Here is a 20,282-nt window from a genome sequence, read left to right on the forward strand (position 1 = left end):
CGTGCGCTCCAGAGTGCTAGCTAATCTATAAAGTATAACTCCCGCCGGGGCGGGAGTTAGTGTTATTCACTATATGGGGGCAATTTCGCCCGTTTCAACCGTTAACCGAACCAGTGGTGGAACATCAGTTTGATGTAGTCCACGATGCGGCTGAAGAAACCGCCTTCTTTCACTTCGTTCATCACCACCAGCGGACGCTGGTCGATGGTTTTGCCGTCCAGCTGGAAGTTGATGCTGCCGACCACCTGGTTTTTCGCCAGCGGCGCGTGAATTTCCGGCGTGTTCAGCACATAGCTGGCCTTCAGATCTTTCATGCGGCCGCGCGGGATGGTCAGGTAGACGTCTTTGTCCACGCCCAGTTCAACGCGGTCGGCATCGCCGAACCAGACCGGCTCGGAAGCGAACTCTTTACCGACCTTCAGCGGCGCCACGGTTTCGAAGAAGCGGAAGCCCCAGGTCAGCAGTTTCTTGCTCTCGGCTTCGCGGCCTTTGTAGGTGCGGCCGCCCATCACTGCGGAGATCAGGCGCATCTGGCCTTCGGTCGCCGAAGCCACCAGGTTGTAACCCGCCGCGTCGGTGTGGCCGGTTTTGATGCCGTCGACGTTCAGGCTGTTATCCCACAGCAGACCGTTGCGGTTCATCTGGCGGATATTGTTGAAGGTGAACTCTTTTTCTTTGTAAATCGCGTACTCGTCCGGCACGTCGCGGATCAGCGCCTGGCCGATCAGCGCCATGTCACGCGCCGAGCTGTACTGGCCCTGGGCATCCAGGCCGTGTACCGTCTGGAAGTGGGTGTTCTGCAGGCCCAGCTTGCTGACGTAGGTGTTCATCAGGTTAACGAACGCGTCCTGGCTGCCGGCGACGTAGTCGGCCATCGCCACGCAGGCGTCGTTACCGGATTGCAGGTTGATGCCGCGGGTCAGCTTGGAGACCGGCACGCGATCGCCTGGCTTCAGGAACATCAGCGAGGAGCCTTTGAACACCGGGTTGCCGGTCGCCCAGGCGTCCTGACCGACGGTCACCAGATCGTCCTGGCCGATTTTACCCGCTTTCAGCGCCTGGCCGATGACGTAGCTGGTCATCATTTTGGTCAGGCTGGCCGGATCGCGACGCGCGTCGGCGTTCATCTCGGCCAGCACCTTGCCGGAGTTGTAATCAATCAGGATGTACGCTTCCGCATCGATCTGCGGGACACCTGGGATCATGGTTTTGATGTTAACGTCATCGGCATGTGCAACGGAGGCTGCGCTCATTGCGATAACGGTGCCGAGTGCGATGCTTTTGATTAAGCGAAAAGAAGTTACTTGTTTCATGATCGGGACTACAACATCCGTGAAAGTAAAGTTAAAAAACGAGCCACACTATAGCAGATGCGATCCCGGCAGGCATTATCCATTCATCTGACTAATTGCGGTTAAAGACCTTTTAGCTGCAAGAAAATGTTTCAGCTAAATAACCGCTTATCAGCCGCGAATGCCCGCCGGGCATAACGCTTAGGGTGCAGCAGTAACGAAAGACTGTTGTTGCGCTTCGCTGGCCAGGCGTTGCTGCAGCTGGGCCGCCTGCTGACGGCTGCTGAATGGGCCGAGCTGGACGCGATAAACGTTGCCGTTGGCTGCCACTTTGCCCGGCACGCCAAACTGTTGGCTCAGGCTTTGCTGCCAGCTCTGGGCGCGCTCGGCGCTGCTCAGCGCACCGACCTGCACCACGTAACCGCCGGAGGAAGAAGCGGCCGCCATGCCGGCCGCCGCAGCGCCGGCCGCAACCGGAGCGGCCACGGCGGCGGCTTCAGGTTCGGAACCTTCCAGCACGCCGGCCGGTACTGCGCTTGGCGCGCCGAGGAAACCGCTGCGGCCGTTGCCGGCGTTTGCCGGAGCGCCATCGTCGGTGCGCAGGGTGCTGTTATCGATCGGGCGCACCGCCGCGCCGCCGGCGACCGGCACGTCCTGTTGGATCGGGGTGCCCATGCCGCTGGCGCCGAGATCCGGGCGTGCCGGCAGGGCGTAACTCTGTTTCGCCACGATGGTGCCGATGGTGCCCGGGCCGCTCAGCGTGCCGTCCGGCGCCACGTTGATGAAATCGACTTTGACCTTGGTGTTGTTGGACAGGTTGAGGCGGTCGGCGGCGGCTTTCGACAGATCGATGATGCGGCCCTTGGTGTATGGCCCGCGATCGTTGACGCGCACCACCAACTGACGGCCGTTGGCCAGGTTGGTGACGCGCACATAGCTTGGGATTGGCAGCGTTGGGTGCGCCGCGGTCAGGCCGTTGGGATCGAACTGCTCACCCAGCGCCGTGGTGTTGCCGTTGGCCTCTTCGCCATACCAGGACGCCAGGCCGGTCTGCGAGAAGTTCTGCGGATCTTTTACGATGCGGTAAGTATCGCCATTAACCTTATAATCCTGCATGTTGTTAGGGTTATAGGGTTCATATTGAGGCTCGACGCCACCGATTTCCACCACCGGGCCGTTGTACGGCTGCTGTGGCGCCTGCTGTTCCGTGGTCGGGGCGGTACAGGCGGAGAGCAACACCGCCGCGACGCCGATCCAAAGCCATTCCTTACGCATTACTCACCTCTTATAAACTTTTAGACAGCATTTTCCGATGCGTGTGGATCGACATGATGATGCCGAAACCGGCCATCAACACTATCAGCGCCGAACCCCCGTAACTGACCAGAGGCAAAGGTACGCCAACTACCGGCAAAATGCCACTGACCATACCGATGTTAACAAAGACATAAACGAACAAAATCAGCATCAAGCCGCCAACCATCACGCGGCCGAAGGTGGTTTGCGCCTTGGCGGCGATCATCAGCCCGCGAATGATCACCAGCAGGTAGAGCGCCAGCAGCACCAATACCCCGATCAGCCCCAGCTCTTCGGCCAACACGGCAAAGATAAAGTCGGTATGGCGTTCCGGCAGGAACTCCAGCTGCGACTGGGTGCCGTGCAGCCAGCCCTTGCCGGACAGGCCACCGGAGCCGATGGCGATCTTCGACTGAATGATGTGGTAGCCGGCGCCGAGCGGGTCGCTTTCCGGATCGAGCAGCATCATGACGCGGTCGCGTTGATAACCGTGCATCAGGAAGAACCACAGCACCGGGATAAAGGCCGCCAGCGCGACGGCGGCGACGGCGATCAGTTTCCAGCTCATGCCCGACAGGAACAGCACGAACAACCCGGAGGCGGCGATCAGGATCGAGGTGCCCAGATCCGGCTGTGCGGCCACCAGCAGCGTCGGCAGGAAGATCAGCACCAGCGCGATGGCGGTGTTTTTCAGCGAAGGCGGGCAGACGTCGCGGTTCATAAAGCGCGCCACCATCAGCGGCACGGCGATCTTGGCGATTTCCGACGGCTGGAAGCGCACTACGCCCAGATCCAGCCAGCGCTGCGCGCCTTTACTGATCTGCCCGAAGGCGTCTACCAGGATCAGCAAAATCACGCAGAAGATATAGAGATAGGGCGCCCAGCTTTCGTACACGCGCGGCGGGATTTGCGCCATGACGGCCATCACGATCAGCCCCATGACGATCTGCCCGATCTTGCGCTCCATCATGCCGATGTCCTGGCCGCTGGCGCTCCACATCACGAAGGCGCTGTAGACCAGCAGGGCCAGGATCAGCAGCAGGAACGTCGGGTCGATGTGGATTTTGGTCCAGATCGAGCCTTTTTGTTGGCTTTCAGTCATGTTCTACCTTAGTCACCTTCTACGCCAGGCGGCAGCGGGGCCTCGCTTGGCAATTGCGTATTGTTGTCGCCCAGCATGATATGGTCGAGGATCTGGCGGGTGATGGTGCCCACCGCCGGACCGGAGCCGCCGTTTTCCAGAATGATGGCGACCGACACCGTCGGGTTGTTGAACGGCGCGAAGGCGGTCATCAGCTTGTGATCGCGCAGGTGCTCCGCCAGTTTGTGGGCGTTGTAGGTTTCGTAGCCGAATACCTGTGCGGTACCCGATTTCGCCGCGGCTTTATAAGGTGCGTCCGCAAAGTACTTGCGCGCCGTCCCGTTCGGACGGTTGGCCACCCCGTACATGCCGTCTTTGGCGATTTCCCAGAAGCCGGAGTGAATATCGCCGATCTGCGTGCTCTCTTCCTGTTTGAACGGCACCAGCGCGCCGTTGACGCGGGTGCTCTGCAGCAGGTGCGGCGTTTTGACGGTGCCGTCGTTGATCAGGGTGTTCAGCGCCTTGGCCATCTGGATCGGCGTGGCGGTCCAGTAGCCCTGGCCGATGCCCACCGGAATGGTGTCGCCCTGATACCACGGTTTTTTATAGCGTTTCAGCTTCCATTCGCGCGTCGGCATCAGGCCGGAACGCTCTTCGGCCAGATCGATGCCGGTGTACTGGCCATAACCGAATTTGGTCAGCCAGCTCGACAGCCGATCGATCCCCATGTCATAGGCGACCTGATAGAAGTAGGTATCCGCGGACTCTTCCAGCGCCTTGGTGACGTTCAGGCGGCCGTGGCCCCATTTTTTCCAGTCGCGGAAGCGTTTTTCCGAGCCGGGCAGCTGCCACCAGCCGGGATCGAACACCACGGTGTTCTTGGTGATCACGCCGGCGCTGAGTGCCGACACCGCGATATAAGGTTTCACCGTCGACGCGGGTGGGTAAACCCCCTGCGTGGCGCGGTTGATCAGCGGGCGATTCGGATCGTTCAGCAACCCCTGATAATCCTTGCTGGAAATGCCGTCCACGAACAGGTTCGGATCGTAGCTCGGGTTGGACACCATCGCCAGGATGGCGCCGGTGCGCGGATCGCTCACCACCACCGCGGCGCGGCTGCCCACCAGCAGCTGCTCGATGTAGCGCTGCAGCTCAAGATCGAGCGTCAGGTAGACGTCCTGACCGGCGGAAGGCGGCTGCTCGTGCAATTGGCGGATCACCCGGCCGCGGTTGTTGACTTCAACCTCTTCGTAACCGGTTTTGCCGTGCAGCGTGTCTTCGTAATAGCGTTCGATGCCCAGTTTGCCGATATCGTGGGTGGCGGCGTAGTTGGCCAGTTTGCCGTCTTTGTCCAGGCGTTCGACGTCGCGGTCGTTGATCTTCGACACGTAGCCGGTGACGTGGGTGAGGGCGGAGCCGTAAGGATAGTAGCGGCGCTGGTAACCTTTCACTTCCACGCCGGGGAAGCGGAACTGATTGACCGCAAAGCGGGCGACCTGCACCTCGGTCAGCGCGGTTTTCACCGGAATGGAGACGAAGCGGCGCGAACGCTTGCGCTCTTTTTCGAAATTGGTGATGTCGTCGTCGGTCAGGTCGACCACCGTGCGCAGCGCCTGCAGCGTGGCCTTGAGATCGTCGACCTTCTCCGGCATCAGCTCCAGCTGATAAATGGTGCGGTTGAGCGCCAGCGGGGTGCCGTTGCGATCGTAGATAATGCCGCGGCTGGGCGCGATGGGCACCAGCTTGATGCGGTTTTCGTTGGAGCGGGTGCGGTAATCCTCGACGCGGAGCACTTGCAGATTATACAGGTTGGCGATCAGGATGCCGGACAGCACCAGGATGCCCAGAAACGCCACCAGGGCGCGGCGTACAAACAGGGCGGATTCAGCCGTATAGTCGCGAAAAGGGTTACGTTCTATTTTCATCCCGCTGCTTTATTTCACTCTGTCACGGTCACCACCGGCTATTCCCGGTGGTAAGGATGATTTGTAGTAATACTCCAGGCGCGGTAGAGGCTTTCGGCCACCAGGACGCGCACCAAAGGATGCGGCAGCGTCAGCGGAGACAGTGACCAGCTTTGCTCGGCAGCGGCTTTGCAGGCGGGCGCCAGCCCTTCCGGGCCGCCGATCAGTAAGCTGACGTTGCGGCCATCCTGCTTCCAGCGTTCAAGCTGCTGCGCCAGCTGCGGCGTTTCCCACGGCGTGCCTGGGATATCCAGCGTAACGATGCGGTTGCCTTTGCCCACCGCCGCCAGCATCTGTTCGCCTTCCTTGTCCAGAATGCGCTTGATGTCGGCGTTTTTGCCGCGTTTGCCCGCCGGGATCTCGGTCAGCTCAAACGGCATATCTTTGGGAAAGCGGTGCAGGTAATCCATAAAGCCGGTTTGCACCCAGTCTGGCATTTTGGTGCCGACCGCCACCAATTGCAGTTTCACCGCTTAACTCCAGAGTTTTTCCAGCTCGTACAGGCGACGGCTCTCTTCCTGCATCACGTGCACGATCACTTCGCCCAGATCGACCACGATCCAGTCGGAGGCTTCCTGGCCTTTCATGCCGTACAGCTCCATGCCCGCGGCACGGGATTCCTGCACCACGTGGCTGGCGATCGACATCACGTGGCGAGTCGAGGTGCCGGTGCAGATGATCATGCAATCGGTGATGCTGGATTTGCCCTGGACGTCCAGAGCGATAATGTCTTGGCCTTTCAGATCATCGATTTTATCGATGACGAAATCTTGGAGCGCTTTACCTTGCAAAGGTTCCCCCTCGGGTGTGTTCTGTTCAGTCGGCTGCGGCGGGCAAAATGCGCGCGCCGCGGCGTAACCGGATAATGGTTTCGGCAGGCTGCCGCTGAAAGCCAGCTAACTGGTGACTGCCCGGCCAGCTAAGGTTTCCGGGGTTTTCAGCGGATACCTGAAAAATAGCGGCGCAGTATATCACGCACCTTTCGCTAGCGATATAAACCCTGCAACTCGATATAGCGCTGCACCGGGCGTGGCAGCAGGTCGTCGCAGTTGAGGCCCTGATGGCGGCGCTGACGGATCTCGGTGGCGGAAATTTCCAGCTCCGGCGTATCGGCCAAATAGATATGGCCGTGCGGGCGACGGCTGAGCAGCGCCGGCTCGGCGGTGCGATGGCGTTCCAGCCACTGCTGCAGTTCCGGCGTGTCCATGCGATCGTTATAGCCCGGGCGCGCCAGCACCAGCAGATGACACACGTCCAGCAGCGCCTGCCAGCGGTGCCACTTATGCAGCGTCAGCAGCGAGTCCTGACCAATGATAAACGCCAGCGGCTGGGCGGCGCCACGCTCTTTACGAATCGTTTCCAACGTCTCGATGGTGTAGGAGGGGGTGGTGCGGTGCAGTTCGCGATCGTCGACGGCAAACAGCGGATTGCCGGCGATCGCCAGCTCGACCATCTTCAGGCGCTGCTGCGCATTGGCCTCCGGCTGCGGGCGGTGCGGCGGCACGTGGTTAGGCAGCAGCGTGACGCGATTCAGGCCCACTTCGGCGGCCAACGCTTCCACCGGCCGCAGGTGGCCGTAGTGGATCGGGTCAAAGGTGCCGCCGAACAGCGCGTGCAAAACGGTGGGGTGTTCCGGGTTAGTGGGCATCGGTAAAACTCGTGGCCAGGGGTTTGCCGCACAGCAGCATCGACAGGGTTTCCAGTTCCGGCCAGACCGACTGGCCATAGTCCTGCTTGAGGGTCAGCTCGATTTGCGTCAGCAGCTGTACCGCCTGCTGCAGCTGGGGGCCGGACAGGCGTTGCAGCGCCTGGGTCACCAGCGGGCGGCGGTTCTGCCAGACCTTGTGCTGATCGAACAGCGTGCGCAGCGGCGCGGAAGTCATGTGGCGCTGCAGCGTCAGCAGCAGCAGCAGTTCGCGCTGCAGGGTGCGCAGCAGGATCACCGGCTCCACGTCTTCTTGCTGCAGCTGCTGCAAAATATGCCAGGCGCGCTTGCTCTTGCCGGCCAGCAGGGCATCCAGCCAGTGGAACGGCGTGAAGTGGGCGGCGTCGTTCACCGCCTGTTCGACGCGCGGCAGCGTGAGCTTGCCGTCCGGGTGCAGCAGCGACAGCCGCTCCAGCGCCTGCGACAGCGCCAGCAGGTTGCCTTCATAGCAGTAGCACAGCAGCTGATTGGCGGCGTCGTCCAACTCCAGCTTCATCGCCTTGGCGCGCGTGGCGACCCAGCGCGGCAGCTGCGCCTGTTCCGGCGTCTGGCAACTGACGAGGGCGCCGTGCGGGCTGAGCGCCTTGAACCAGGCGCTGTTTTCCTGCGCTTTGGTGAGGCGCGGGCCGCGCAGGATCAGCAGGATATCCTCGTGCAGCAGCGTGGCGAGCTTGGTCAGCTGTTCGCCGATCGGCGCCGTCGGGCCGTTTTCGGGGAAGATCAGCAGCAGCGTCTGGCGGCTGGCGAACAGGCTCATCGCCTGGCAGATGCCGAAGATGGCGTCCCAGTCGGTATGGGCGTCGAGGGAAATGCTGTAGTGCTCGCTGAACTGCTGCTGTTGCGCGGCCTGCCGGAGCAAATCCTGGCTCTCCTGCAGCAGCAGCGGTTCATTGCCGCTCAATAAATAACAAGCGCGCAGCCCCTCTCGGAGCTGCGCGGCAAGTTGTTCCGGATAAATGCGGATCATTGTGCGGTTTGGCTTGCCGCTCGTTCACCGGCGGCAGCGGCTTTCTGCCGGTTATCTTCTTCCGCCGCATGCACGGCCAGCAGTTTGCGCACCAGCTGTTGCGCCGCCTGCTCACGCATTTCCTGGCGAATGATCTCCTGTTCGGAGTCCTTGGCCAGCGCGGTCAACGGGTTGTCGAAGAAGGAACGGAACACTTTCACCGACAGCGGATACAGGTCATGGCCCGGGATCAGCACTTGCGCCTGCACGGTCAGCACCATCTGGTACTCGGCGGTTTTACCGTCCTGGAAGATCGAAGCGGTATCCTGGCTTTCCGTCGCGCCGACAATGCGCAGGGAAGGCACGTCTTTACGCTTCGGATCGCTGACGATAGTCACGTCGTTCAGACGCAGCTGTTCGCGCACCGAGCGCGTCAACGGGCCGTAAGGGTCAGCGCTGTCCAGGATCAGCGTTTTCATTTCATTAGGCACCTGCGTGGTGCCGCGCAGGTGAAAACCGCAGCCGGCGGTGACCAGCACCGCCAACCCCAGCAACAGCGTCAGAATGCGTTGTCGCACAATTCCTCCTTGTGTTAACCCACAACCAGGTTAAGCAGTTTGCCCGGAACGTAGATCACTTTGCGAATCGTGACGCCGTCCAGATATTTAGCCACCAGATGCTCTTCGGCAGCGCGCGCGCGCACCTGCTCTTCGGTCGCATCGGCGGATACGGTGATTTTAGCGCGAACCTTGCCGTTCACCTGCACCACCACCAGTTTGGAGTCTTCGACCATCGCCTGCTCGTCGGCAACCGGCCATGGCGCAGTGTCCACGTCGCCTTCGCCGCCCAGCGCCTGCCACAGCGTGAAGCACACGTGCGGGGTGAACGGATACAGCATGCGAACCACGGCCAGCAGCGCTTCCTGCAGCAGCGCGCGATCCTGCTCGCTCTCCTGCGGTGCGCGGGCCAGCTTGTTCATCAGCTCCATCACGGCGGCGATCGCGGTGTTGAAGGTCTGACGGCGGCCGATGTCATCGGTCACCTTGGCGATGGTTTTGTGCAGATCGCGGCGCAGCGCTTTCTGATCTTCGTTCAGCGCCGCTACGTCGAGCGGCTGCACCGCGCCTTTTTCCACGTGATCGTAGGCCATTTTCCACACGCGTTTCAGGAAGCGGTTAGCCCCTTCCACGCCGGATTCCTGCCACTCCAGCGTCATTTCTGCCGGTGAAGCGAACATCATGAACAGACGCACGGTGTCCGCGCCGTATTTTTCCACCATCTCCTGCGGGTCGATGCCGTTGTTTTTCGACTTCGACATTTTGCTCATGCCAGCATAGACCAGTTCACGGCCTTGCGGATCGGTGGCCTTGATGATGCGGCCCTTGTCGTCGCGCTCGACGGTGGCGTCAACCGGGGACACCCAGACGCGCTCGCCGCTGTTGCCGGTGTAGTAGAAGGCGTCGGCCAGCACCATGCCCTGACACAGCAGGCGCTTGGCCGGCTCGTCGGAATCCACCAGGCCCGCATCGCGCATCAGCTTGTGGAAGAAGCGGAAGTACATCAGGTGCATGATGGCGTGTTCGATGCCGCCGATATATTGATCGACCGGCAGCCAGTAGTTGGCGGCGGCCGGATCCAGCATGCCTTGGTCATACTGCGGGCAGGTGTAGCGCGCGTAGTACCAGGAAGACTCCATAAAGGTGTCGAAAGTATCGGTTTCACGCAGCGCCGGCTGGCCGTCGACGGTGGTCTTCGCCCACTCAGGATCGGCCTTGATCGGGCTGGTGATGCCGTCCATGACCACGTCTTCCGGCAGGATCACCGGCAACTGGTCTTCCGGCGTCGGCATCACGGTGCCGTCTTCCAGCGTCACCATCGGGATTGGCGCGCCCCAGTAACGCTGACGGGAAACGCCCCAGTCGCGCAGACGGTAGTTGACCTTGCGCTGGCCTACGCCCTTGGCGACCAGTTTGTCGGCGATGGCGTTGAAGCCCGCTTCATTGTCCAGGCCGTCGAACTCGCCGGAGTTGAACAGCGCGCCTTTGTCGGTCATCGCTTCGGCGCTCACGTCAGGCTGGCTGCCGTCGAGGTTCAGGATCACCGGTTTGATCGGCAAATCGTATTTGGTGGCGAATTCCCAGTCGCGCTGGTCGTGCGCCGGTACCGCCATCACGGCGCCGGTGCCGTATTCCATCAGCACGAAGTTGGCGACCCACACCGGCAGCTTCTCGCCGCTCAGCGGGTGGACAACGAACAGGCCGGTCGGCATGCCTTTCTTCTCCATCGTCGCCATTTCGGCTTCGGCAACTTTGGTGTTGCGGCATTCGTCGATGAAGTCGGTCAGCGCCGGGTTGTTGCGCGCGCCCTGTTGCGCCAGCGGGTGGCCCGCGGCGACCGCCACGTAGGTGGCGCCCATGAAGGTGTCGGGACGGGTGGTGTAAACCGTCAGCTTCTCTTCGCTGTCCGCCACGTCGAAGGTGATTTCCACGCCTTCGGAGCGGCCAATCCAGTTACGCTGCATGGTTTTCACCTGCTCCGGCCAGCTTTCAAGCGTGTCCAGATCGTTCAGCAGCTGATCGGCGTAGGCGGTGATTTTGATGAACCACTGCGGGATCTCTTTACGCTCGACCTTGGTGTCGCAGCGCCAGCAGCAGCCGTCGATAACCTGTTCGTTGGCCAGCACGGTCAGATCGTGCGGGCACCAGTTCACCGCCGAGGTCTTCTTGTAGACCAGGCCTTTTTCATACAGCTTGGTGAAGAACCACTGTTCCCAGCGGTAGTATTCCGGCTGGCAGGTGGCGATTTCGCGATCCCAGTCGTAGCCGAAGCCCAGCAATTTCAGCTGGTTCTTCATGTATTCGATGTTGTCGTAGGTCCACGGGGCCGGTGCGGTGTTGTTTTTCACCGCCGCGCCTTCCGCCGGCAGGCCGAACGCATCCCAGCCGATCGGCTGCAGCACGTTTTTGCCCAGCATGCGCTGATAGCGCGAGATCACGTCGCCGATAGTGTAGTTACGAACGTGGCCCATGTGCAGTCGGCCGGACGGGTAAGGCAGCATGGATAGGCAGTAGTACTTTTCCTTGCTGTCGTCTTCGGTAACTTTGAAAGTCTGCTTCTCTTGCCAGTGAAGCTGTACGTTCGATTCTATGTCTTCTGGACGGTATTGCTCTTGCATGGCGGCCGGTGGTCCTGTAGGTGTAAACCGTTGCCCCGGTCAGAGGCAACGCAATGAACATTTAGTATTCGTAGATCCGCATAGCATAGCTGATAAGACCTCCCGGCAACAACTCCAAGCGCCTGACTCGGCGCATTTAAAAAAAGCGTCGTCATGACGCGGCTCACAACCTGCGGATCCCGCGTCTTGCCAAGTGACATCAGTCATTTACGGCTAAAATAAGAACAAGTAGCTTAGGGGTATCCCTACAGCCAAGTCCGGCGCAGCGTTTATCGAGGAGAGTCTATGAACAAGGTTGCTCAGTATTACCGCGAATTGGTGGCATCGCTGACCGAACGCCTGAAAAACGGTGAACGCGATATCGACGAACTGGTGGCCAGCGCGGAGCGGCGGTTGAACGAGGCCGAGGATCTGACCCGCGATGAGGTGCGGCAGGTGACGCAGGCGGTGCGGCGCGATCTGGAAGAGTTCGCCCGCAGCTATCAGGAGAGCCGGGACGAGTTTACCGACAGCGTGTTTATGCGGGTGATCAAAGAGAGCCTGTGGCAGGAACTGGCGGATATCACCGACAAAACCCAGCTGGAATGGCGCGAGGTGTTCAAGGATGTCAGCCACCACGGCGTTTACCACAGCGGTGAAGTGGTGGGGCTGGGCAATCTGGTGTGCGAGCAGTGTCACTACCACCTGGCGTTCTACACGCCGGAGGTGCTGCCGCTGTGCCCGAAATGCGGCCACGACCAGTTCCAGCGGCGGCCGTTTGAACCTTGATGGCGTTCCCCGGCAGGGCGGGGAACGCTAAGGCCGGCGTTTAGCGGAACAGTTTCTTCAGCAGGTTGCTGAGGAAACCGCCGCTGACGGTGGCCGGGGCGCCTTGCGCCTGCGCCGGTGCGCTGGCCGGTACGGCGACGCCGGCCGGGATTTTCTGCGCGACCGCGATGCGGCTGTCCTGGGCGGCTTTCTCCGCCGCTTCCGGGCCGTAGGCGAAGCCTTCCGCCAGCACGAATTCAACGTCGGTGATGCCGATAAAGCCCAGGAACAGCTTCACGTACGGCGTGATCAGATCCGTCGGCGTGTCGGCGTGGATGCCGCCGCGGCTGGAGATGACGATCGCTTTCTTGCCTGTCACCAACCCTTCGGCGCCGGCGGAAGTATAGCGGAACGTCTGACCGGCGCGGGCAATCAGATCGAAGTAGATCTTCAGCTGCGTCGGGATGTTGAAGTTGTACATCGGGGCGCTGATGATCAGCGTGTCGTGCGACTTCAGCTCGGCAATCAGCTCATCGGACAGCGCCAGGGTGCTTTGCTGGTGCGGCGTCAGCGGTTTATCGCCGGCGGTAAAACCGGCCATCACTTCACCATCCAGCTCCGGCAGCGTCGGGTTGGCCAAATCGCGCACGGTGAACCTGTCTTCAGGGTGATTTTCACGCCATTGTTCAACAAAAAAATCGACTAATTTTCCAGACTGGGAATATTCACCCAGAATACTTGATTTCAGGACCAGTACACGGCTCATTGGCTTATCTCCAGGCGAAGTCTAATCGGTGACGATGTCAGTCGGTGTAAACGCATGGTAGAGGCAAGCCAGGAACAGTGATAGCGCAAAAATTCGCTGAGTTAAATCAAAAAAATTGAACTAGGGGCGCGAATGCGCCCCGATGGGATCAATAACGCGCTACGCGCTCGGCCAGCAGATCGATAAAGCCTTCGCGGTTGATGCCGGTCAGCACTTCCACGTTGGCCGCGTTGCCGGTTTGCTGGAAATAGTCCACCACCGTCATGCCGGCGGTGTATTCCCCCTTGGTTTCCACCCCCACCCAGCGCTCTACGCCGGTAAACAGCTGCGGCGCCAGCAGCCAGGCGATGGTGCAGGGATCGTGCATCGCCGCGCCGGGCAGGCCGCGCGGGTGGCTGAGATACAGCGGCAGGTAAAAATCGAGCATCTCCGCGACCGCCTGCGCGACCGGATTGGCTATCTGACGAATGCGTTCGATATCCTGCGGCAACACCAGCGCCTGATGGGTGACGTTCAGCCCGGCCATGGTCAGCGGCACGCCGGATTTCAGCACCATTTCTGCGGCTTCGGGATCGACGAAGATGTTGAACTCCGCGACCGGCGTGGTATTGCCGGCGTTCATGCCGCCGCCCATGAATACGATGCGCTCGATGCGGCTTTTCAGCTCGGCATGCTGGGCCAGCAGCAGGGCGATGTTGGTCATCGGGCCGGTCACCACCAGGGTTATCGGCTGCGGGCTGGCGCGCAGCAGGTCGGCGATCAGCTCGACGGCGCCGCGGGGATCGGGTTTGAGGGTCGGCGCCGGCAGGTGGGTGTTGCCCATGCCGGTTTTGCCGTGGACATAGTCGGCGATCACCAGCTCGCGCATCAGCGGGCCGCCGGCGCCGGCGGCGACCGGTATGTCCTCGCGCCCCATCAGGGTCAACAGGCCCAGCGCGTTACGCAGGGTTTTCTCCGGCGTCTGGTTGCCGGCGGAGGTGGTGATGGCTTTGACGTCCAGCTCCGGCGAACGCAGCGCCATGGCCAGCGCGATGGCGTCGTCGAGGCCGGGATCGCAATCGATGATAATAGGGCGGGGCATGTTCTTTCTCCTCTGTTTGTTATCCAGCGAGCATCGGATCAAAACCGGGGAGAAACAAGCGCTTTTAGTGCCGGGAGAAAAGATGCGCCCCTGGCGGGGCGCATGGATGGCGTATTTAGTGCAGGATCTTGGCCAGGAAGTCCTTGGCGCGATCGGATTCAGGGTTGTTGAAGAAATCGTCTTTGTTGCGGTCTTCGACGATTTTGCCTTCGTCCATAAAGATCACGCGATTCGCCACCTTGCGGGCGAAGCCCATTTCGTGGGTCACCACCATCATGGTCATGCCTTCGTTCGCCAGTTCGACCATTACGTCCAGCACTTCGTTGATCATTTCCGGATCGAGCGCCGAGGTCGGCTCATCGAACAGCATGGCGATCGGATCCATGCACAGCGCGCGGGCGATGGCGACGCGCTGCTGCTGGCCGCCGGACAGCTGACCGGGGAACTTGTTGGCATGGGCGGTGAGGCCGACGCGCTCCAGCAGCTTCAGGCCCTTCTCGCGCGAGGCGGTCTTATCGCGCTTGAGCACTTTTACCTGCGCCAGCGTCAGGTTGTCGATGATGGACAGGTGCGGGAACAGTTCAAAGTGTTGGAACACCATGCCGACCTTGGCGCGCAGCTGCGCCAGGTTGGTTTTCTTGTCGTTGACCGGCGTGCCGTTCACCAGGATGCTTCCCTGCTGGATCGGCTCCAGGCCGTTGACGGTTTTGATCAGGGTGGACTTGCCGGAACCTGAAGGACCGCAGACGACGACCACTTCGCCTTTTTTCACTTCGGTGGTGCAATCGGTCAACACTTGAAAGTGACCGTACCACTTGGAAACATTTTTCAGGGATATCATCAAACAGTCCTTTTCTTCAAATAGCTTACCAGCGCCGAGGCGGCGAGGCTGATAACAAAATAGACAAAGCCGGCGAACAGGATCATTTCAACCTGGGTGCCGTCGCGTTCGCCGATGGTCGACGCGGTGCGGAAGAAGTCGGCCAGGCTCAGTACGTAAACCAGCGAGGTATCCTGGAACAGCACGATGCCCTGGGTCAGCAGCAGCGGCACCATGGCGCGGAACGCCTGCGGCAGGATCACCAGCCGCATGGATTGCCAGTGGGTCATGCCCAGCGCCAGCGCGGCGGAAGATTGGCCGCGCGAGATGCTGATAATGCCGGCGCGGATGATTTCCGAATAATAAGCCGCTTCAAACAGGGAAAAGGCTACCATAGCCGAGATCAGGCGAATATCGGTTTTCGGCGACAGCCCTAGAACCTGTTGTAATAAGCTTGGAACCACCAGATAGAACCACAGCAGCACCATCACCAGCGGCACCGAACGGAACAGGTTGACGTACAGGGTGGCGAACCAGCTGATCGGTTTGAACGGCGACAGGCGCATCACCGCCAGCACGGTGCCCCACAGGATGCCGACCACGACGGCGGTCACGGTGATCTTCAGCGTGATCACCATGCCCTGCAGCAGATAAGGGAAGCTTGGGACGATCGACGCCCAGTCAAATTCGTACATTATTTACTCCCCAGGTTGCCAGGCAACTGCACTTTCTTTTCGACCAGACGCATAAACAGCATGATAACGGCGTTGATGCCGATATAAGCCAGCGTGATGGCGGTAAAGGATTCATAGGCGTGTGCGGAGTAATCCAACAGCTTGCCGGCCTGCGCGGCCATGTCCACCAGCCCGATGGTGGAGGCGATGGCGGAGTTTTTGACTAGGTTGAGCATCTCCGAGGTCATCGGCGGCACGATCACCCGGTAGGCGTTCGGCAACAGCACGTAGCGGTAGGTTTGCGGCAGCGTCAGGCCCATCGCCAGCCCGGCGGCTTTCTGGCCGCGCGGCAGGGATTGAATGGCGGCGCGCACCTGCTCGCAAACGCGGGCGGCGGTAAACAGCCCCAGACAAAGCATGGAAGAGACGAAGAACTGCACGTTGGGATCCAGCTCGGTCTTGAACCAGGTGCCGATATTGACCGGCAGCAGCTCGGGGATCACCAGATACCAGGTAAAGAATTGCACGATCAGCGGCACGTTGCGGAACAGTTCGACGTAACAGGTGCCGAGAGTGGAAAGAAAGCGGTTGGGCACGGTACGCAAGATACCGAACAGCGAACCGACGAAGAAAGCGATAATCCATGCACAGACGGAGAGGGCCACCGTGACCTGAAAGCCGGACCAGATCCAGCCGAGGTAAGTGGTGTTCCCAAACGGGGCCTGCTGCAGGAAGATACCCCAGTTCCAATCTATTGACATAACAAACTCCGATAAACGGGCGCAGGGCGCCGAAGATTGATGACTTGATGAGCGCCGATCGCCGCGCGGCCAGTCTGGCTGGCTTGTTGTGTACGGATGTCGGTGGCGCGCCTTGGGGAAAATGAGGGAGGGGAACGGCCCCCCTCATTCCTGTCTGTCCCAGTCATCAACTGGGCCGGTTTGGCCTGGCGGCCGCCCCGGCTTTTGTTCTATTTAGTTCAACGCTTTGTCGTTAGGCTCTTTGAACAGTTGCTTCATATCGTCCGACAGTTCGAAGTTCATGTTGAGCTGTTTTGGTGGGATAGGCTGTTTGAACCATTTGTCAAACCACTTGGCCGCCTCACCGGAAGTTTGCGCCTGGGCGATGGTGTCATCGACCAGTTTTTTGAACTCAGGGTCGTCTTTACGCAGCATGCAGCCGTAGGCCTCTTTCGACTGCGGCGTGCCGATGATTTCCCACTGATCCGGTTTCTTGGCCTTGGCGCGCTCGCCCGCCAGCAGGGCGTCATCCATCATGAAGGCCACGGCGCGGCCGCTTTCCAGAGTGCGGAAGGAATCGCCGTGATCTTTGGCGCTGATGATGCGCATGTTCATCTTGCCGCTGTCGTTCAGCTTGTTCAGCAGCACTTCGGAGGTGGTGCCGGAGGTGACCACCACCGGTTTGCCTGCCAGGTCTTTAAAGTCTTTGATGTCGGAGCCTTTTTTCACCAGCAAGCGGGTGCCGACCACGAAAATGGTGTCGGAGAAGGCGGCCTGTTTCTGGCGCTCGAGGTTATTGGTGGTGGAGCCGCACTCGAAATCATAGGTGCCGTTTTGCAGCAGCGGGATGCGGTTCTGCGAGGTAATCGGCAGCATTTTCACCTGCAGATTCGGTGCATTCAGCTTTTTCTTAACGGCTTCAACGATTTGGTTGGAGTAGTCCTGAGAGTAGCCCACAACTTTTTGTTGGTTGTCGTAGTAGGAGAACGGCACTGACGATTCGCGGTGGCCGACAACGATCACGCCATTGTCTTTGATTTTCTTCAGCGTACCGGTCAGGTCTTCCGCATGCGCCACGCTACCTGCCATACCGAGCAGCAGTAACGATAACGCCAATTTACGCATTTGCATGGTCCAACTCCTTTGCTGTTGTGGTGGCTCTGACTAAAGAGCGTCAGGTTAAACCGACTATTTATTGCTCAAGTTATAAAGATAGTCTTAGAACGGATAGCCGTTAAAAAATAACCGATTGTGAATATCTTGAAACTAAAATGTTTCATTTTTTGAGACGCCGCGCGCACCAAATCAATGCAACAAAACGCTGACGCACTCGTGCGGTGCGCTCGACGCACCCAAAATGTGCGCAGGTGCGACAAAACGTCAGCAAAAGTAAACCGGCGCGCGAGGTCGCCATAGATAAAAGCAAGGAGTGTGCCAGCCGCGTTGATTTAACGGCATTTTCTGACTGAGGTGGGGATATTGACGGGAAAGTGGGGCGCGGCGGGCGCGCCCCGACGGAGAGGATTATTTGCGGCGCAGGCCCAACATCAGCGCCCAGCCGCCCAGCAGCAGGGTAATCACCCACAGCGGCGTGGCGCCGAACCGCGCATAAGGCGTGACGCCGGTGGTCGGCGTGACCTTCACTTCGAGCACCTGACGGGTGAACTGCGGGATCTCGGCGATCACCTCGCCGTTCGCGTCCACCGCGGCGGTGACGCCGTTATTGGTGCTGCGTAGCAGCGGCCGGCCGAGCTCCAGCGCCCGCATGCGCGCCATCTGGAAGTGTTGCCACGGGCCGATGGAGTGGCCGAACCAGGCATCGTTGGAGATGGTCAGCAGGAAGTTGGTGTCCGGGCGGAAGTTATCGCGCACCTGCTGGCCCAGCACGATTTCGTAGCAGATGGCCGCCGTCAGGTTGTACCCGCGCACGCTGAGCTGCGGCTGCACATAGTCGCCGCGGCTGAAGGAAGACATCGGCAGATCGAAGAACGGCGCCAGCGGCCGCAGCAGCGTCTCCAGCGGCACGAATTCGCCGAACGGCACCAGGTGGTGCTTGTTGTAGCGATTCTTGTCCGGGTAGCTGTACGGCGTCGGCTCGCCGAGCACGATGGCGCTGTTGTAGATCTGCTGGCCCTGTGGCGTGGCGCGCACGTCGACGATGCCGGTGATCAGGCTGCTGTTCTTCGCCCGCATCAGGTCGTCCATCATGGTCAGGAAGCCGTTCTGGTTGGCTTCATAATCCGGGATGGCGGACTCCGGCCAGATGACGATCGGCGCCTTGCCCACGTACGGACGGGTTTCGTCCAGATAGGTTTGCAGCGTGCTGACCAGCGCTTTCGGATCCCATTTCATCGATTGGGCGATGTTGCCTTGCACCATGGCGACGTTCACCGCTTTCTCCGGCTGCGGGGTAAACCACTGCAGCTGGCGCAGCGGCCACGGCAACAGCAGCAGCGCGGCGGCGATGACTGCAGCCGACAGGCGGCGCTGATTGACCGCGTACACCAGCAGGCCGGCGATGGCCATCAGCACAAAGGTGATGGCGTCGACGCCCAGCAGCGGCGCGATGCCCTTCAGCGGGCCGTTGATCTGGCTGTAGCCGAACTGCAGCCAGGGGAAGCCGGTCAGCACCCAGCCGCGCAGGAATTCGGTCACCTGCCACAGCGCCGGCGCGGCGATGGCCAGCCGCCACCAGCGGGTGGCCGGGCACAGGCGCGTCAACAGCCCGGCGAACAGCCCGGTATACAGCGACAGGTAAGCGGCGAGCAGCACCACCAGGAAGACGTTGACGGCGAAAGGCATGCCGCCGAAATCGGCGATGCTGACATACACCCAGTTGATGCCGCTGCCGAACAGCCCGAAGCCCCAGACAAAGCCGAGCAGGGCAGACTGTTTGGCGGTGCGATTGAGGGTGACGGCCAGCAGGCCGAATAGGGAGACGATGGCCGCGGGCCAGAAGTCGTAGGGCGAGAACGCCAGCGTCCCGCCGGCACCTGACAACAGCGCCAGCAGGGCGCGAACCCGCTGGCGTTCAAGTAATGAGGCTTTAGCCATGTTGGATTTAATCTTCCAGTTTCGGTGGTGGAGAATCGTCCGGAATTTTTACATGAACCTGGATAATACGTCGACTGTCGGCCATGGCAACTTTAAATAGGTAACCTTCGATTTCAATGGTTTCCCCGCGCGCCGGCAGGTGGCCGAAGGCCTGCATCACCAGACCGCCAATGGTATCGACCTCGTCGTCGCTGAAATGGGTGCCGAAGGCTTCGTTGAAGTCTTCGATCGGGGCCAATGCGCGCACGGTGTACATGTGGCGGCTGAGCTGGCGGATATCCAGATCGTCTTCGTCGTCGTATTCGTCTTCGATCTCGCCGACGATCAGTTCCAGAATGTCTTCGATGGTGACCAGGCCGGACACGCCGCCGAATTCGTCAATGACAATCGCCATGTGATAGCGCTGGGAGCGGAACTCTTTCAGCATCCGGTCGACGCGCTTGCTTTCCGGCACTACCACCGCGGTGCGCAGCACCTTGTCGATGCTGAACGGCTCGGAGTCTGCGCGCATGAACGGCAGCAGATCCTTGGCCATCAGGATACCTTCGATGTGATCTTTGTCTTCGCTGATCACCGGGAAGCGCGAGTGGGCGGAGTCGATAATCACGTCCAGGCACTCTTCCAGCGTCTGGTTGCGCTTGAGCGTCACCATCTGGGAGCGGGGGATCATGATGTCGCGCACGCGCTGCTCGGCGATATCCATCACGCCTTCCAGCATGTCGCGGGTATCGGGATCGATCAGGTCGTTTTGTTCGGAATCACGGATCAGCTCGACCAGATCGCCACGGTTTTTAGGCTCGCCGTGGAACAGCTGGTTAAGGATAAGAGTAAAGAACCCCTTCTTGGGACTGGGGCTGTCATTGCTTTGTGAATGGTCGTCGCTCATGGCGTTTTCGTTACTGTCACTCATGTCAGAGTTAAGGGGCGTCAGCGACAGCCCC

At 60.3% G+C, this 20,282-nt stretch carries 19 protein-coding genes; 1 reads left to right on the forward strand and 18 read right to left on the reverse strand.

The genetic code is table 11. The annotated features are described in order from the left end of the window. Window positions 1-101: 101 nt before the first annotated feature. The 10 genes from dacA to leuS form a co-directional block, all read right to left on the reverse strand. Complete coding sequence (gene dacA, locus SSARUM2_RS05720) at window positions 102-1,313, reverse strand: D-alanyl-D-alanine carboxypeptidase DacA (protein ID WP_033637426.1); 1,212 nt, start codon at window positions 1,311-1,313, stop codon at window positions 102-104. A gap of 180 nt (window positions 1,314-1,493) precedes the next feature. Further along, entirely contained in the window at window positions 1,494-2,567 is a 1,074-nt protein-coding gene (gene rlpA / locus SSARUM2_RS05725) for an endolytic peptidoglycan transglycosylase RlpA (protein WP_041033851.1), read from the reverse strand. A 10-nt stretch (window positions 2,568-2,577) separates the two neighbouring features. After that, a complete protein-coding gene (mrdB, locus tag SSARUM2_RS05730; RefSeq protein WP_004940006.1) occupies window positions 2,578-3,690 on the reverse strand; it encodes a peptidoglycan glycosyltransferase MrdB in 1,113 nt (370 codons plus the stop codon). Window positions 3,691-3,698: 8 nt separating this feature from the next. After that, a complete protein-coding gene (mrdA, locus tag SSARUM2_RS05735; protein WP_033637428.1) occupies window positions 3,699-5,594 on the reverse strand; it encodes a peptidoglycan DD-transpeptidase MrdA in 1,896 nt (631 codons plus the stop codon). 38 nt (window positions 5,595-5,632) lie between these two features. After that, window positions 5,633-6,103, reverse strand: a complete 471-nt coding sequence (gene rlmH, locus SSARUM2_RS05740; protein ID WP_004940002.1) for a 23S rRNA (pseudouridine(1915)-N(3))-methyltransferase RlmH — start codon at window positions 6,101-6,103, stop codon at window positions 5,633-5,635. A 3-nt stretch (window positions 6,104-6,106) separates the two neighbouring features. Next, window positions 6,107-6,424 carry a ribosome silencing factor gene (gene rsfS, locus SSARUM2_RS05745; RefSeq protein ID WP_016928774.1) on the reverse strand — a complete coding sequence of 106 codons (318 nt, stop codon included), beginning with the start codon at window positions 6,422-6,424 and terminating at the stop codon, window positions 6,107-6,109. A 194-nt stretch (window positions 6,425-6,618) separates the two neighbouring features. Next, window positions 6,619-7,281 carry a nicotinate-nucleotide adenylyltransferase gene (gene nadD, locus SSARUM2_RS05750; RefSeq protein ID WP_041033853.1) on the reverse strand — a complete coding sequence of 221 codons (663 nt, stop codon included), beginning with the start codon at window positions 7,279-7,281 and terminating at the stop codon, window positions 6,619-6,621. Then, complete coding sequence (gene holA, locus SSARUM2_RS05755; protein WP_041033856.1) at window positions 7,271-8,305, reverse strand: DNA polymerase III subunit delta; 1,035 nt, start codon at window positions 8,303-8,305, stop codon at window positions 7,271-7,273. Before holA ends, nadD begins: the two co-directional genes overlap by 11 nt. Then, window positions 8,302-8,862 carry an LPS assembly lipoprotein LptE gene (gene lptE, locus SSARUM2_RS05760; protein ID WP_033637431.1) on the reverse strand — a complete coding sequence of 187 codons (561 nt, stop codon included), beginning with the start codon at window positions 8,860-8,862 and terminating at the stop codon, window positions 8,302-8,304. Before lptE ends, holA begins: the two co-directional genes overlap by 4 nt. Window positions 8,863-8,876: 14 nt before the next feature. Continuing rightward, on the reverse strand, window positions 8,877-11,459 hold the full coding sequence (gene leuS, locus SSARUM2_RS05765; protein ID WP_060452724.1) for a leucine--tRNA ligase: 2,583 nt from the start codon (window positions 11,457-11,459) through the stop codon (window positions 8,877-8,879). Between the two features lie 285 nt (window positions 11,460-11,744). Between leuS and SSARUM2_RS05770 the strand changes: the two genes are divergently transcribed. After that, window positions 11,745-12,227 (forward strand): zinc ribbon-containing protein, encoded by a 483-nt coding sequence (locus SSARUM2_RS05770; RefSeq protein ID WP_025301844.1) that lies wholly within the window; start codon window positions 11,745-11,747, stop codon window positions 12,225-12,227. A 40-nt stretch (window positions 12,228-12,267) separates the two neighbouring features. On the opposite strand, the gene SSARUM2_RS05775 is transcribed toward SSARUM2_RS05770, so the two are convergent. From SSARUM2_RS05775 to corC, 8 genes are all read right to left on the reverse strand, one after another. Beyond that, window positions 12,268-12,972, reverse strand: coding sequence for an FMN-dependent NADH-azoreductase (locus tag SSARUM2_RS05775; RefSeq protein WP_049235225.1), 705 nt, complete (start codon window positions 12,970-12,972; stop codon window positions 12,268-12,270). Between the two features lie 148 nt (window positions 12,973-13,120). Then, on the reverse strand, window positions 13,121-14,053 hold the full coding sequence (gene rihA, locus SSARUM2_RS05780) for a pyrimidine-specific ribonucleoside hydrolase RihA (protein WP_049235226.1): 933 nt from the start codon (window positions 14,051-14,053) through the stop codon (window positions 13,121-13,123). 115 nt (window positions 14,054-14,168) lie between these two features. After that, window positions 14,169-14,894: an amino acid ABC transporter ATP-binding protein gene (locus SSARUM2_RS05785; protein ID WP_033637437.1), complete on the reverse strand. Its 726-nt coding sequence runs from the start codon at window positions 14,892-14,894 to the stop codon at window positions 14,169-14,171. After that, window positions 14,894-15,568: a glutamate/aspartate ABC transporter permease GltK gene (gltK, locus tag SSARUM2_RS05790; protein ID WP_033637438.1), complete on the reverse strand. Its 675-nt coding sequence runs from the start codon at window positions 15,566-15,568 to the stop codon at window positions 14,894-14,896. Before gltK ends, SSARUM2_RS05785 begins: the two co-directional genes overlap by 1 nt. Then, on the reverse strand, window positions 15,568-16,308 hold the full coding sequence (locus SSARUM2_RS05795) for an amino acid ABC transporter permease (protein WP_033647195.1): 741 nt from the start codon (window positions 16,306-16,308) through the stop codon (window positions 15,568-15,570). Before SSARUM2_RS05795 ends, gltK begins: the two co-directional genes overlap by 1 nt. 213 nt (window positions 16,309-16,521) lie before the next feature. Further along, window positions 16,522-17,418 (reverse strand): amino acid ABC transporter substrate-binding protein, encoded by an 897-nt coding sequence (locus SSARUM2_RS05800; RefSeq protein ID WP_033637439.1) that lies wholly within the window; start codon window positions 17,416-17,418, stop codon window positions 16,522-16,524. Window positions 17,419-17,811: 393 nt separating this feature from the next. Continuing rightward, entirely contained in the window at window positions 17,812-19,341 is a 1,530-nt protein-coding gene (gene lnt, locus SSARUM2_RS05805) for an apolipoprotein N-acyltransferase (protein WP_033647194.1), read from the reverse strand. A 7-nt stretch (window positions 19,342-19,348) separates the two neighbouring features. Continuing rightward, window positions 19,349-20,227, reverse strand: coding sequence for a CNNM family magnesium/cobalt transport protein CorC (gene corC / locus SSARUM2_RS05810; protein WP_004939973.1), 879 nt, complete (start codon window positions 20,225-20,227; stop codon window positions 19,349-19,351). Between the last annotated feature and the right edge of the window lie 55 nt (window positions 20,228-20,282).

The sequence above is a fragment of the Serratia sp. K-E0102 genome, from assembly GCF_029962625.1.
GTDB lineage: Bacteria > Pseudomonadota > Gammaproteobacteria > Enterobacterales > Enterobacteriaceae > Serratia > Serratia sarumanii.